The 15,540-nt window shown below is 49.0% G+C and carries 13 protein-coding genes; 6 read left to right on the forward strand and 7 right to left on the reverse strand.

From position 1 onward, the window contains the following. Positions 1–27: 27 nt before the first annotated feature. Both B5Z18_RS00835 and B5Z18_RS00840 read left to right on the forward strand, forming a co-directional pair. A complete protein-coding gene (locus B5Z18_RS00835) occupies positions 28–1,305 on the forward strand; it encodes a hemolysin family protein (protein ID WP_079467520.1) in 1,278 nt (425 codons plus the stop codon). Between the two features lie 61 nt (positions 1,306–1,366). Next, positions 1,367–2,851: an arylsulfatase gene (locus B5Z18_RS00840; protein ID WP_200817182.1), complete on the forward strand. Its 1,485-nt coding sequence runs from the start codon at positions 1,367–1,369 to the stop codon at positions 2,849–2,851. Positions 2,852–2,897: 46 nt separating this feature from the next. On the opposite strand, the gene B5Z18_RS00845 is transcribed toward B5Z18_RS00840, so the two are convergent. The 7 genes from B5Z18_RS00845 to B5Z18_RS00875 all read right to left on the reverse strand — a co-directional run bounded on the left by B5Z18_RS00845 (position 2,898) and on the right by B5Z18_RS00875 (position 9,545). Further along, positions 2,898–3,647, reverse strand: a complete 750-nt coding sequence (locus tag B5Z18_RS00845; RefSeq protein ID WP_079467522.1) for an ABC transporter permease — start codon at positions 3,645–3,647, stop codon at positions 2,898–2,900. 16 nt (positions 3,648–3,663) lie between these two features. Continuing rightward, on the reverse strand, positions 3,664–4,452 hold the full coding sequence (locus B5Z18_RS00850) for an ABC transporter ATP-binding protein (protein WP_079467523.1): 789 nt from the start codon (positions 4,450–4,452) through the stop codon (positions 3,664–3,666). Between the two features lie 176 nt (positions 4,453–4,628). Next, complete coding sequence (locus B5Z18_RS00855) at positions 4,629–5,264, reverse strand: response regulator transcription factor (protein WP_079467524.1); 636 nt, start codon at positions 5,262–5,264, stop codon at positions 4,629–4,631. 9 nt (positions 5,265–5,273) lie between these two features. Next, the gene (locus tag B5Z18_RS00860; RefSeq protein ID WP_079467525.1) at positions 5,274–6,053 is read right to left on the reverse strand and encodes a sensor histidine kinase; all 780 of its coding nucleotides are present in this window, start codon (positions 6,051–6,053) and stop codon (positions 5,274–5,276) included. Continuing rightward, positions 6,023–6,661, reverse strand: a complete 639-nt coding sequence (locus tag B5Z18_RS00865) for a hypothetical protein (RefSeq protein ID WP_079467526.1) — start codon at positions 6,659–6,661, stop codon at positions 6,023–6,025. The genes B5Z18_RS00860 and B5Z18_RS00865 overlap by 31 nt, the downstream gene beginning before the upstream one ends. A gap of 24 nt (positions 6,662–6,685) precedes the next feature. Next, positions 6,686–7,234, reverse strand: coding sequence for a hypothetical protein (locus tag B5Z18_RS00870; RefSeq protein WP_079467527.1), 549 nt, complete (start codon positions 7,232–7,234; stop codon positions 6,686–6,688). A gap of 109 nt (positions 7,235–7,343) precedes the next feature. Continuing rightward, positions 7,344–9,545, reverse strand: a complete 2,202-nt coding sequence (locus tag B5Z18_RS00875) for a B12-binding domain-containing radical SAM protein (protein WP_079467528.1) — start codon at positions 9,543–9,545, stop codon at positions 7,344–7,346. Positions 9,546–9,817: 272 nt separating this feature from the next. Between B5Z18_RS00875 and B5Z18_RS00880 the strand changes: the two genes are divergently transcribed. The 4 genes from B5Z18_RS00880 (at position 9,818) to B5Z18_RS00895 (ending at position 15,532) form a co-directional block, all read left to right on the forward strand. Continuing rightward, positions 9,818–11,074 (forward strand): peroxiredoxin family protein, encoded by a 1,257-nt coding sequence (locus B5Z18_RS00880; protein ID WP_079467529.1) that lies wholly within the window; start codon positions 9,818–9,820, stop codon positions 11,072–11,074. A gap of 83 nt (positions 11,075–11,157) precedes the next feature. Then, entirely contained in the window at positions 11,158–11,802 is a 645-nt protein-coding gene (locus tag B5Z18_RS00885) for a YceI family protein (protein WP_079467530.1), read from the forward strand. Between the two features lie 200 nt (positions 11,803–12,002). Further along, complete coding sequence (locus tag B5Z18_RS00890; RefSeq protein ID WP_235015857.1) at positions 12,003–12,956, forward strand: cytochrome-c peroxidase; 954 nt, start codon at positions 12,003–12,005, stop codon at positions 12,954–12,956. A 20-nt stretch (positions 12,957–12,976) separates the two neighbouring features. Continuing rightward, entirely contained in the window at positions 12,977–15,532 is a 2,556-nt protein-coding gene (locus B5Z18_RS00895) for a TonB-dependent receptor plug domain-containing protein (protein ID WP_079467531.1), read from the forward strand. Positions 15,533–15,540 lie beyond the last annotated feature (8 nt).

Below are 15,540 nucleotides of genomic sequence, written 5' to 3' on the forward strand. Positions count from 1 at the left end.
TAACCCGCAAGCGTTGTTAAAATAGCTATGACTTCCATCATCATCATACTCGTGCTTATTGCGCTCAACTTTTACTTCTCCATTGCGGAGATTGGTTTAATTTCGGTAGACAAATCCCTCCTCCAGCAGCAGGCAGACAACGGCAATAAAAAAGCCCTCAACGTTTTAAACCTGATCAAAGATCCGGATGAATTCCTCAGCGCCGTGCAGGTAGGCATCACGCTGGTAGGCATACTGGAAGGACTATACGGCGGCGATCTCATGGCCGCCTGGCTGGAACCGGTATTTGTTTCCTGGGGCCTGCACGAAAGCATGGCACACTTCGTGGCACTCATCGTAGGCGTAGGCGGCATCACTTACCTCACCATCGTGATCGGTGAACTGATCCCCAAAACCCTTGCCCTGCTAAACCCTCAAAAAGTATCTTACCTCATCACCCCCTCGATGATCCTCTTTTCAAAAGTTACCTATCCCTTTATCAAACTGCTTACGGCAAGCACCAAATTAATTCTCGGCCTCTTCTCCGTAAATACGATCCGTGAAGAGAAGTTAACGGAAAACGATCTGCGGAGCATGCTCACCACAGCTTATAAACAGGGACTCATAGACAAAGGAGAATTCACCCTGCATAAAAACCTGTTCTCTGCATACGACCTCACAGCCGAAAACATCATGACGCCCTCCAGCATGATCACCTATGTAAATAATGAAATGAGCAGGGAAGTAATAACGGAAACGATTAAACGTAGTATACACCGTACCTTCCCGGTAATCAGCAACAAAAGGGAAGTACTGGGCGCCCTGGGTGTAAAAGACTTCCTGCTTTATCCCGATAAACCGCTGGAATCCTTCCTCAGCCCCGTTTCTTTCCTGTCGGTAAACCAGGCGGTGTATGATATCTTCCAGCAGCTACGCCGCGAAAATACCAATATGGGCGTGGTAATTAACGAGTACGGCGCCTGCGAAGGAATGATTTCCTATCATGATATTGTGTCCGGACTGCTGGGTGGCAGCCTGCCGGGATTCAATGCCACAGAGCGTTACCTCGTACAGCAGGAAGACAAAAGCTGGCTTACCTACGGCTATACACGACTGAGCTATATCCGCGAAACACTGAACTTTGAATGGCTCCGCGAATACGAAAAAGAAGACATTACTATCGCCGGCCTCCTCATCGATAAGCTAAAACATATCCCTGCGCCGGGCGAAAAAGTAATGCTCAACCAGGTAACCTTCGAAATAAAAAAAATGGATCATCACCGCATCGATGAAGTGGTGATCCGTACGCAAACGCTTGCGCAATAATACTTTTACTATAGTTTATGTACCATAACCTTTCTATCTTGACACAAACAACCTGATGGTTATGGTAAGAAAAACCTTCCTGCTTGGACTATTCGTTTTGCAGGGCTTTATTTCCACTGCACAAACACGAAAACCAAATATTATTTTTATTTATGCAGATGACCTGGGATATGCGGAAACCGGCCCTTACGGACAACAGAAAATAAAAACGCCTCATCTCGACCGCCTCTCTGCAGAAGGCATCCACTTTAACCAGTTTTATACCAGCACACCGGTATGTGCGCCTGCACGCTGTATGCTGCTCACCGGCCGTCATGGCGGACATTCGTATATCCGTGGAAACTATGAAATGGGCGGCTTCCCCGATTCACTGGAAGGCGGACAAATGCCCTTGCCGGAAGGTACCGTTACTATTGGCACCATGCTTCAAAAAGCAGGGTATACCACCGGCGCCATCGGCAAATGGGGACTGGGCATGCAATACAGCACCGGTGATCCTAACCGCCAGGGATTCGATTACTTCTATGGTTACCTCGATCAGAAGCAGTCGCACAGCTTCTACCCTACCCATCTCTGGGAAAACGGCAAAGCCGACAGTCTACGTAATACCTTCATCAATGTACATCAGCCACTGTCGCCTGCCACGGCTACCGATGCCGATTTCGATTATTATAAAGGAAAGGATTATGCGATAGATGAAATGACGAAAAAAGCCACACAGTTTATCAGGAAAAATCAACAACGGCCCTTCTTTCTCTATCTCCCCTACACCATACCGCATGTGTCCCTCCAGGTACCCGACAGCGCGCTCCGGCAATACATCGGGCAGTTCAATGAAAAGCCCTACTACGGCCAGCAGGGATACAGCCCGCAGAAATACCCGCTGTCGGCCTACGCCGCCATGATCACTTACCTGGATTCACAGGTGGGCATTATCATGAACCTGGTAGCCAGCCTCGGGCTGGACAACAACACCATCATTATGTTTTCCAGCGATAACGGCACCACTTTTAACGGCGGTGTGGACGCTGCCTTCTTCAATAGCACCGGGGGCCTCAGAGGACTTAAAATGGACCTCTATGAAGGTGGTATCCGCGAGCCTTTCATTGCCCGCTGGCCAGGAAAAATCCCGGCAGGAAAATCATCGGAGCTGCCAGCGGTTCAATACGACCTGATGGCCACCCTAGCCGCTATTACAGGCACCCCCGCCCCACCGAACGATGGTATATCACTGCTGCCGGAAATGACCGGCAAACACGCTCAACAACCGGAAAGAAAATATCTCTATTTTGAATATCCCGAAAAGGGCGGCGCCATCGCCATCCGCATGGGAAAATGGAAAGCCATTAAAAACGGTCTGAAGAAAAATCCCGCCGCTCCGTGGGAACTATACGACCTCAGTACCGATAAAGGAGAAGAACATGATGTGGCCGCTGCACACACCGCCATGCTGCCGGTATTCAACGATATTGTAAATAAAGAACACCGGAACGCACATATCAACGAATGGGAATTCATCCACCCAAAAACAAGCAAAACAAAATAAAAACTCCGCCGGGATTTTCAACGCTACTGAAAACCCCGGCGCCTCATTATTTGTTTTCCCACTTAAACCACTTCACGCCCAATACCACAAACACAATGGTATAGCCGGCAGCCGCCAGTAAAGCCCAGGTGGTATCCATGTTCCAGCTGGCAGGATCCAGGCTCGCCGCCAGTACCTTTCTTACCACGCCGTAAGGCGACCAGATCACCAGCAACCCTATCTTCTTTCCCAACACCCCAAACTCGCCAAACATGCCGATCATAATAAATATAAAGTAAACAAGACGGGTAGTAGAATTAACCGTATCCGGATTTTTAATGAGCCCTACAATGGCCTGCCCCATACCCAGGTACACAAAGCCGCCCAGCATCGCCATCAGCAAACCGGCGATATAACCTACCGGCGAAATATAGATATGATCCACAAAATAACCCACCACAAACACAAGGACCGTCATCAGTACGATCATCGCTATCTGCACAATCAAGCGGCTCATCATAATGGTCCATGCAGATACCGGCCCTACCCTCAAGCGCTGAAATACGCCCCTGTCGCGGTCGCGGGCAATACTGTTTGAATACCCCATCAACCCGATACTGGTAAGGCCGATCGTAATACAGGACGACAGCACAAACACGCCGCCCAGCTTATCCACCAATCCTTTCCACGACACTAAAATAACGAGCGACACCAACAACACCAGTCCAAACGAACGGCGGTTGCGCCACAGCGTTGTAAAATCGGCCCGCAGCAATGCGGCCATCACAGTCATATTTTTTGGTACACTTGTTTCCATCCTGGTAGTAATTTGATCAGGAACGAACAGCCGTTCCGGTTAAACCGATAAACACATCTTCCAAAGTAACCTTCCCCTTCCTCACCACGCTCAGCACAGCCGGATCATCCCGGTGCTGCGCAATCAGCGCCTCCGGCGTATCTATGGCGATAATGCGGCCATGATCAATGATCGCAATACGGTCGCATACCGCTTCGGCTTCTTCCATCGAATGCGTGGTGAGTAATACCGCATGACCGTTGTTGCGGAAATGCTCCATCCTTTCCCATAACTGGCGCCGCGACTGCGGATCCAGCCCGGTAGTAGGTTCATCCAGCAATACCAGCTGCGGGTTATGAATAGTGGATATCACCAGCGATACCCGTTGTTGCTGCCCGCCGGAAAGCTGCGATATTTTTTTGCCGGATGCCTCCTCCAGGTTGATCTCTGCCAGCTTCTGTTTTACGGCAGCATCCTTTAAGTTTACACCATAGATGCTGGCAAATAACCGGATGATTTCGGAGATAGTCAGCTCCGGCTGAAAACTGGTAGCCTGTAACTGTACGCCCATATTGGCGCGGGCATGCAATGGTTGCTCCCTGATATCGAAACCCGCCACCGTAATACTCCCGGAAGCGGGATGCAGCAATCCCTCAATAGCGCTGAGGGTACTGGTTTTACCGGCCCCATTGGGTCCCAGCAAGCCAAAAATTTCGCCGGCATGCACTTCAAAGGAAACGTCCTTTACGGCCTGGAAAGCCCCATACTGCACGTTTAGCTGGCTCACAGCCAGAACGGGAGCAGCTGCTTGTTGTTGATTGATCATCTGATCATATTTAGTTTAAACGGACGGTCGAAAATACAACAACCACGGGGATCACCGCGGCTAAACCGGCGAATGCCACCGGAAAAGCGGTAAATGAAGGAGTTAAAACGGTGAAAGCCAACTGTCCGTTGGCGTATTTGCGTCGGCCCGTAAAAAAACTATAGGGAAACCAGGCACTATAAAGTAACCAGTTGTCTGCGCAAAGCTTCCAGTACCATACCCGTGCGGCTTTGCACGTTTAATTTATTAAACAGTATTTCGCGGTAACCATCCACCGTTCTTTCAGTAACGTTCATTTTAGCGGCAATGGCTTTATAGGTAAGATCACTGCAGGCCAGGTGGAGAAACTCCCGTTCCCGCTCTGTGAGCGTTTGCTTTTGTTCTGACTGCAGCAGCAACCGGCGGTAGTTAACATTGGAGGCATCGTTGTTATACTGACCGGTGGTATAAATTTCCGTTAATGCCTTTTCCAGTTCTGTGGGATGGATATCTTTCAGGAGATAGGCACAGCAACCGGCCTTCAGCATTTCTATGATCGTGGCGTCATTGTCTTTCATCGACAACGCTACTACTTTTACCGTGGGATATAATTTCAGTACTGCCTCGGTGGCCCTGGCGCCATCCATTACCGGCATATTTACATCCAGCAACAGGATGTCGGGCAATGCAGGCAGTTGTGCCAGTTTATCCAGCATCTCCCTGCCGTTCATGGCTTCCGCCACAATATGAAAGCCGGCGAAGCCGCTCACCAGTAAACTAAGCGACTTCAGGAACAACTGGTGGTCATCTGCAATACCTATGTTGATCTTCATAAACAAAAATTATTCAAGGGGTAATGTTATCAATACTGCGGTACCGCCGGCGGTAGTTACCTCCCAGCGGATATCGCCTCCAAGCAAAGTGGTGCGGTGCTGCATATTCCGGATGCCCATACCAATAGCCGACATCCCTGCTTTATCAAATCCGGAGCCATCATCTGCGATAATAAGGATCAGCTGTTGGTTTGCCGTTCTGATACTGATGTCAATTACCTGCGGACGGGCATGTTTTATACAGTTCTGCATGGCTTCCTGGATAATCCGGAACAGGATGATCTGGGGCTCTGCCTGTAATGGCAGCACCGTTAGTTCATGGGTAAACTTTACGGTGATGGCCCTGCTGGAATTGATCCTGTCTACCTCCGCCTTCAGGTTTTCTATCAGGCTGAACTGGTCCAGCCACTGGCGGCTGAACGACTTGGAAAGCGCCCGCAGATGCTGAATAGCGGTACTCAGGGTATCTTCTGCAATTTGCAGGGTATCGGGGATTTCCTTCATGCTCCTTTGGGTAACATTGATCAGGAGCTTGGTACTGCTTAGCAATTGGCCGATATCGTCATGCAGCTCCTGTCCGAGGTGGGCAAAGGCTTCTTCCTGCATTTCAATCTGGGACCACATTAGTTGTTTGTCGTAATCTTCTTTCATTAACTTAAGCTGATGTAAGTATGCATCCTGCTTCTTCTTATAACTTATTACCGCTGCCACTACCACCAGTCCCATGATGGTAACCAGCAACGAAATAAAAATCACAGCTACAAAGAGATCCTGTTTGACCGGAAGCATACGACGCCTTTTATCAGCATAATATACAACAGGTAATTGGATAATGAGTTCAACACCGCGAAAAAATGCCTGGCCCTGGTGGTATCGTTTTCCAGTAACAGGTTATAAAAGGCATTTACACTCACGGAAGCCGCGAAATAAATAAAGAAGGCAAGGGTTAACCAAAAAACAGGGTGCCGGAATATAGACGCTTCACTATCCGGGGTTATTGAAAAAAAGGATAAAAGGCACCAGCAAATAACCAGGAAGCTCTCTATCGTGATGTTGATACCCGGAAAGGCACGCCACCCGCCCAATACAAAGCTGTAGAAAAGAGATACCATGCAAAACACAAAAATGGAAATACCCATCAGTAAGCGCCAGCGGTAATCCCTGATCCCCGATCGGAGAATAATTGTAATCAGACTATATTCCAGCACCACAAAAAAATGATACACTATAAAAAAACCTAAACCTTCTGTGCCGATCAATTCTACTATCACTTCGGTAATAATAGATACGCCGAGCAATACGCACAGCAGCTTTACTTCCCTGTGTTCCAGGTAAAATAAGCTAATAATAAAACAGGCTATCAATAAAGCATAATATGCGTACACCCAACCGTTCATCGGCACAAAAAGTTTTAATTCGGGTTAACTAAATATCAGGTCCAGATCTGCCGTGGCTAACGGTGATCCATGCCCTTTCAGCAATTCAAATAAATGTTTCAATGGAGGAACCGGAACCGGTGTTCCATTACCTCTCTCCTCTATTTTAGGATCGCCGCCGGCATGCACCATGTCGTTGGCTGTAACTTTCTGCAGCAGCTGCGCATACCCTACCTGGCTGCTATCGAAAGTTAATCCCTCAGCTACCAGGCTCAGTTTTTCGTTGGGCTCCGGAATCGCAAAATGAAAACGTACGTATTCGCAACCTTCCTGGCTGAGAATACGTAAAAGAGAAGCTTTACTGAAATCCACGGAGTATGAACCCTGAAATAAAGGAATCAGTCCCGGATTAGCAATTAAAAATTTGTAGAAGTTATTCAGCATACCAAAATATGCCGCAACAGTAATAGGCATTCCATAGGTCACGGCCTGGTCCTCGGTAAAGGGCATGCGGTAATCCAGCTGTTCAGTTATAGGATTCAGGTAGCCCTGGTCGTTACAACCATAGCCTGCAAGGGACATTTGATCACTCATGTTAGGTCAGTTTAGTGGAAACAAATATTTGACTTTTTGTTCATGACTGATACCGGGAAAATCCCCGGTAATGTATTTTACTGCTTTCCACCTGCAGCCGTCCTCTTTTTTACAACTTGAGCAAACCCAGCTTGTGAAGGGTGTTTACCGGTTTGTTGTCCCAAAACAATTCAAAATCATCCAGCCCTGCCGCCTCATAGCTGTCTTTCACTTCCTGCAGCGTATATGTTTTAGCGTTAGCCACGGCCAGCTGTTGCAGCATTTGCGTAAGCCATGCTCCCTGGGGAGGTTGCACGCTGATATTTACTTTCTCTTTTTTGCCCTGGAAAGTTAAGGAAGACATTTCCCAGGTACTCCCCTTCTTTGACTTGGTAATAATTTCCATCGCCGGCTGTTTGCCCAGGTACACTACTTTCGACGTGGGCTTCACCGTGCCCGCTTCTTCCTCCATCAGCGCGGTAGTGATGAAATCGGGATGCACCGTGGTTTTCGGCACTTTGAAGTCGAACCATTTAGACAACGGGTAATCCAGGCAGGCGCCATGCATAAAGTTCAGCAGCGACTTCTTCAGGCCATAGCTGAAAGTTTCATGGTCCGCACCCGTAGGATCAATATGCATAATATCATTATTGGCAAAGGCGCCGATTTCGTCTGTTTCTTTTTGTACGCTGAATTTCGCGGGCTCCAGTCCCACCGGGCTGTGGGCAGTCATGGTAAACTGGTGCCAGAAGGCCGATTGCAGTATCCCCGCCTGGAACATCTGCCGCACCATTTCCAGCGCATCAATGGTTTCCTGCGCTGTTTGCGTAGGGAATCCGTACATCAGGTAGGCATGCACCATAATACCCGCTTCCGTGAAATGCCGGTTTACACGCGCCACCTGGGCCACAGTAATACCTTTCTGGATCAGCCCCAGCAAACGGTCGGAAGCTACCTCCAGGCCGCCGGAAACGGCAATACAACCCGATGCTTTCAGCAACAGGCAAAGGTCACGGGTAAAGCTCTTTTCAAAACGGATGTTTGTCCACCAGCTAACAGTGAGCTTACGCCGGATAATTTCCAGTGCCAGCGCCCGCATCAGCGCAGGTGGCGCGGCTTCATCCACAAAGTGGAAACCGTTTTGCCCGGTTTGCGCAATGATGGTTTCCATCCGGTCGCATAGCAGCGAGGCCGTAATGGGTTCATATATCTTTATATAATCAAGAGAAATATCACAGAAGGTACATTTACCCCAATAGCAGCCATGCGCCATGGTGAGCTTATTCCAGCGCCCATCGCTCCAGAGGCTGTGCATCGGGTTTACCACTTCAATAGCGGAAATGTATTTGTCCAGCAGGAGGTTGCTGTAGTCCGGAGTACCCAGCTGGGCCTGTTTGTAATCGTGCGTGGCTTTGCTGTTCACATAAGTTACTTTGTCTTCTGTGAGCAGGAAAGTACGCTTCAGCTCTTCCGCCGTTTTCTTTCCTTCGAGAAACAACAGCAAATTTTCTATGGGCGCTTCACCGTCGTCGAGCGTGATAAAGTCCACGAATTCAAATACGCGCGCATCCGCCAGCGAGCGCAGCTCGGTATTAGGGAACCCGCCGCCCATCGCTACTTTTACAGCCGGATAATGTTGTTTGATCCATTGTCCGCAGCGCAATGCGGCATACAGGTTACCGGGAAAAGGCACAGAAATCGCTACCATAGCTGGTTGTACCTGTTGCATATGCAGCGCCAGGAGATCGGTCAGGATGGTATCTATATAAGTATATTCCGCCTGTAATGCGGCGTATAATTCATCAAAGCTGTTGGCGGAGCGGCTCAGGCGTTCTGCATAGCGGCTGAAACCAAAATGTGGGTCCACACATTCCATGATCAGATCCGACAGATCTTCCAGGTACATGGTGGCCAGGTGTTTCGCTTTATCCTGCGTGCCCATAGAGCCAAAGGCCCAGTTCAGGTCGTCCAGCTGCGCAAATCTCGAGGCTTCCGGGAGGTAATCCCGTTTACAGATAAGATGTGCCAGCGTGGGATTCTTTCCCTGTAAAAATAAAATAACCGCGTCGATGGTTTGTATGTAATCCTCCTGCAACACCAGCATCCGTGCAATATTCTCCGAAGCCGCCACCGGCGGGGCCGCAGCAATATGCGCAAACAACCGCTCCAGGCCCTGTTTTGAAAACAAACGGAGCGTTACCTCAATACCCAGGTCGGACTGGAAGGAAGTAATATGCCTGGTATTCAGAAATCCTTTCAGATAAGCAGTGGCCGGGTACGGCGTGTTCAGCTGGGTAAATGGTGGCGTTATTAAAAAAACGGAATTACTCAAGTCAGGTTATTTAAAACGCAAATTTAGTTCTTTTTTAAGGAGAAACGATACGGATGCCTTAAGAGTATGATGCAGTGGGCCTTTCCTATTAGTCTACAAAATTTATAGACTTTTATTTGGAAATAATAAAAGACCCCTTTATCTTTGTTTCACCACCACTGATAAAGCCACCACTCCATCAGTATTTCACCACCAGTTTTATTTCGTAGCATACCTCGTCGCCCCACCAGGACCGGCAACGTCTTGCATTGTTCAACCAATAATATACAAACATGAAAACGCATAAGCACCTATTTCTAACCGGCCTGATGGTGGCAGGATTATTTGGCAACAGTTCCTTTGCCGCCCCTAAAAAACCATTCGTAAAACAAGGCATCTGGAGAGGCGTGTTTACCCTCAGCGAATCGCAGGTCCCTTTTAACTTTGAGCTGAAAGGAAAAGACCCCGAACACGCAGTGTTTACGCTGATCAACGGTTCCCGCCGCGACGACTTCCACGTGCAACGCATTGGCAACGACTCTTTATTTATAAAGATGAACACCTATGATGCCGCACTCGTCGCCAAAATTGAATCAGACGGTAAGATCACCGGCGAATACCGCAGCCTGGTACCCAACTTCCGCGGCAATGCCCTGCCCTTTACAGCGGAACACGGACAAACCTACCGCTTCGCGGAACCTGGCACAGAAGCCGCTCCCACTTACGATATCAGTGGTAAATGGGACCTGAAAATTTACAGTAAGGAACCTACTCCCAACCGGATCGGGTTACTGAAACAAAACGGTAATAAACTCACCGGCGTAGTAATGTCTGTAGTGGGCGACAGCCGCGAGCTGGAAGGCACTGTTCATGGCGATGAATTTGAATTATCCGGCTTCACCGGCCCCAGTCCTATCTACATCAAAGGAAAAGTAAATGATGATAAATCCCTCACCGGGGAAATCAGCCTGGGTATCTACAATAACATCAAATTTGACGGAGAAAAAAATGCTGCCGCCGAATTACCGGATCCCTACAAACTTACTTTCCTGAAAGAAGGGTATAAAAAACTGGACTTCACCCTGCCGGACCTCAATGGTAACAACGTTTCCCTGAGCGACGACAAATACAAAGGTAAAGTAGTGATCGTGGAAATCATCGGTACCTGGTGCCCTAACTGCACGGATCAGACTTCCTTCCTCTCACCGTGGTACAATAAAAACAAAGACCGCGGCGTAGAAGCAATCGCCATCGGCTTTGAACAGAAAGATGACCTGGAATATGCAAAATATACCCTGGGTAAACTGAAAGAAAAATACAACATACAATATGATATTCTTTTTGGTGGCATTGCTGATAAGAAAGTGGCATCAGAGAAGCTGCCAGCGCTCAACCGCATGATGGCCTTCCCTACCACTATTATAATAGACCGTAAAGGCGAAGTAAGACAAATACATACCGGCTATACCGGAGAGGTTACAGGCCAGTATTACAAGGATTATGTGGCCAAATGGAACCAGGACCTGGATGCTTTAATCGCTGAAAAGTAATTTTAACATTTAATTTCCGGATCCCGTAAACGCTAATCCGCCCGTCACCCTTAAATTGCACCAAATTTAAACACACAACATATATGCAACGATTAGCATCATTATTCTTTATTGGAGGATCTATCTTCCTGATGTCTTTCACCACACCTGCTACTGTCAACAAAGGAGAAAAACCAACCAAAGCTGCTTCCGCCAGGAAAGCAACTGTTTTCCAGGTAGACATTAAAGAAAGCAAGTTAAACTGGACAGGTAAAAAAGTAACCGGACAACACGAGGGTACCATCAATATTGCCGACGGCAAACTGGAAGTAGAAAGCAATGTACTGAAAGGTGGCAGCTTTTCACTGGATACCCGCAGCATCGCAGTAACCGATATCAAAGATGCCGGTGGCAATGCTAAATTACTGGGCCACCTGAAAAGCGAAGACTTCTTCGCCGTGGAAAAATTCCCGGCAGCCACTTTTGTAACTACCAGCGTCACTTCCAAAGGCGGCGGTAACTACGAAGTAACCGGTAACTTAACCATCAAAGGCATCACCAACCCGGTTACCTTCCCCGCAACTGTAACGGTTGCAGGCAGCAAACTCACAGCCAAAGCAGCTATTAAAGTGGATCGTACCAAATACAATATTAAATACGGTTCCAAAAGCTTCTTTGAAGGCATCGGCGATAAAGCCATCTATGATGACTTTGACCTGGATGTAACACTGGTAGCCGCTGCCAAATAATTCGTTCTTGTTTTTACTACCCCATTATATAATTCCTGGGGAGCACGGGCACTCCCGCCCATGCTCCCGGGAATGCCAATAACCATTTCTTTTTACAGCCTCCTTACAGCAACACCTTTTTTTATTCATCAACCAATTACTTTTTTGGCAACCTGCATGTTGCTGCCGGGCATTTCATGCCATCTATAACTTTTACCACCATGAAGCTGAGAAAAATGATATTCATTTTACTGGGTATGCTATGTGCCGTTACTATCGTAGCCGGGTTTAATATCACAGATCCGCCTACCAAAGCCCAACTTGGAGAAAAACTATTTTTTGATCCGTTGCTGTCGAAAGACCGCAGCATCAGCTGTGCTTCCTGCCATATCCCTCAATTTGGATTTGCAGATACCCTCGCCTTCAGCAACGGTATTCATCATACACCTACCAAAAGAAATACACCCGGCATCACCAATCTCTCCGGCCGCCCCAACTTCTTCTGGGACGGGCGCGCCGCTTCCCTGGAAGACCAGGCCCTGCAACCTATCATCAACCCGGATGAAATGGGACTGCCCATTGAAGAAGCCGTACAACGCCTGAACGACGATGAAAGCTACCGGCGCTACTTCCAGCAACTGTTTAACAGTCCGCCTACCAGCAAAAACCTGCTGCAGGCCATCGCCGCTTTTGAACGCACGCTGGAAACCGCCAACAGTCCGTACGACCGGTACATCGCCGGTGACGATAACGCACTAACGCCTTCGGCTATACGCGGTCGCCTGCTTTTTATCGGTAAAGCCAATTGCAATAATTGTCATTCGGGAGAAGATTTTACGGCAGACCGCTTTAAAAATATCGGTCTTTATAACGGAACTACCCTTACAGATGCCGGCCGCTTTGAAGCAACGAAAGACAGCTCCCACCGCGGCTTCTTCAAAGTACCAGGACTACGCAATGTAGCCGTTACCGCTCCGTATATGCATAACGGTATGTTCAAAACACTGAAAGAAGTAATTGCCTATTACAATGAACCCAACAACATTGTACATGATGGCATCAACCGGGATTTGTCGCTCAGCAAACCACTGAACCTTAGCAAAGAAGAGATGGAAGACCTCGAAGCCTTCCTGGTAGCGCTTACAGACGACCGATTCAAATTATCACATCATTAACCATAAAAATCAACCAGGGCATGAAAAAAATTATACTGCCGGTCATCTCCCCCCTGCTGCTGTTCTCAGCAACACTTACAGCACAGGATAAACATCTCACCGATACCACCAGCCAGCTGGGCGAAGTACAAATTGTAGGCAGCCGCAGCGCCAACCGTACCAAGTTGAATTCGCCGGTACCGGTAGATATCATCGATATTAAATCACTCCAGGAGGCAGCGCCACAAACCAGCATCACACAGTTGCTGCAATATGTGTCGCCCTCCTTTCACTCCGTAAACGGCTCCAATGCCGGCGATGCCGGATCGGCCCTCAGCCTTGCACAATTAAAGGGCCTGGGCGTGGATCAGCTGCTGGTACTGGTAAATGGTAAACGTCGACATAAAAGCTCCAATGTTAACTGGGGCGGCCTCGGCAACGGCGCCACCGGATACGACCTTAACTCCATCCCAGCCGGCGCTATTGAGCGCATTGAAATACTGCGCGACGGCGCCGCCGCACAATACGGCTCCGATGCCATCGCCGGCGTTATCAATATCGTACTGAAAAAACAAACCAACGATGTGATCGTGAGTACCACCGGCAGCATCCGCCGCCGCGGTGATGGCGCCAGTACCCGCACCAATATCAACTACGGCCTCAAAATAGGCGACCGTGGCGGCTACCTCAACGCCACCGCCGAATTCGCCACACAAGCCGTTTCCCTCCAACCCGGCCGCGATGATGCCGGACTATACAACGGTCCCATTTACGGCGGCGGCGCCAATACCCGCGGATACGATAACATCTACACCAAAGAAATAGACGACGCCATCCTCGCCAGCCGTGGCATCGACCGCCACTTCTTTGACCAGCGCGGCGGAGGTTCCAACAAAGCTAAAGATGCACTCCTGTTTTTTAATACAGCCATTCCCGTTAGTGACCACGCGGAAGTGTACGCATTTGGGGGGATCAGTCACCGCAACTCCCAATTCACTGCGGTATACCGTCTCCCCGGCTGGACGGAACGCAACAACACCGGCCTTTACCCGGATGGTTTCCTCCCTGCCATGGATAACAGCATCACCGATAAATCCATCGCTATCGGCCTGAAAGCCAAAGCAGGCGATTGGAACCTCGATATCTCAAATGTATTTGGCAAAAATGATTTCGGCAATGTGATCAGCAATTCACTCAACGCCAGCCTGGGACTGAAAAGCCCCACCACCTTCGACGCAGGTAAATACAACGCCTCGCAAAATACCGCCAGCCTGGATATCAGCCGGTACTTCACCTCTGTATTGCATGGCCTCAACATAGCATTCGGCGCACAATACCGTACCGAAACCTACCAGATCATCGCCGGCGAAGAAGCCTCCTACAGCAAAGCAGACCTGCGTCCCATTTACTCGGTAGACACTTCCGTGAACGGGATTCCTTACCTCGCCGACGGCGGCCTCCTTGCACTCAACGGCCTCTCGCCCGGATCACAGATCCATGCAGGGTTCCGGCCTTCCAATGAAGTGAATGTCAGTCGCGCTATCGTGGCCGGCTATGCCGATGTGGAACTCAATGTCACCGAAAAATGGCTGGTGTCTGCCGCGGTACGTGCGGAAAACTTCTCCGACTTTGGCAATGTTACCACCGGCAAAATAGCCACCCGGTATAGCTTTGCGCCCTGGCTCGGCATCCGCGGTTCTGCCAATACCGGCTTCCGCGCACCCGACCTCGCGCAGTTCTATTATACCGAAACCTCTACCAGTTTCCAGCAGGGCCGCGCCATCGACCAGGTAACTGCCTCCAATAAAAATGCAGCTACCCGCGCACTCGGCATCCCTTCCCTTACACCGGAAAAAAGTACAGGGTACACCGCGGGTATCACCTCGCAACCCGCCCGGAACGTAGAACTGAGTATAGATGCCTATCTTGTGGATATAAAAAACCGGGTAGGCAACACCGGTAACTTCTCCGCTACCGATCCCAATCTCCCCGCAGATGTAAGAGCATTGCTCCTGCAAACAGGTACCACACAGGCGAAGTTTTTCTACAACGCTTTCAGTACCCGTACAAAAGGAATTGAATTCACTGGCAGTTACAAAATACCGCTGCACCGGAATAGCCTGCAACTGCTGGCTGGCGGCAACTTTGTAAAAAATGAGGTAACGTCTGTAAATACGCCCAAAGGACTGGAACAATATAAATATGTCATCTTCAGTGAATCAGAAAAAGCGAGGGTAACTACCAATATCCCGCAACAGAAAATAACGTTACAGGCTATACTGAATACACCCCGCTTTACATTTCTCGCGCGCACCATTTATTTTGGATCTGTTACTACCGCTTCTGCACTCAATGCTAATTTCCCGCGGCCCGACTACTACTTCCAGGAGCTGAAACCCATCTGGGTAACCGACTTCTCCGTAGGATACCGTATCAGCAAAGCCATACAGGTAACCGCCGGCGTAAACAATGCCTTCAATGTATTGGGCGATTACTCCGATAAAGCAATAGCTGGATTGCGCAATCCATCAGTAGTTGGTATTCAGAACGGCAGCGCAGGCATCCAACCATTTGTGAGATTATATGCCCGTTTCTAATCCTTAAA

The organism is Chitinophaga ginsengisegetis (assembly GCF_900168065.1).
GTDB classification, from domain to species: Bacteria; Bacteroidota; Bacteroidia; order Chitinophagales; family Chitinophagaceae; genus Chitinophaga; species Chitinophaga ginsengisegetis.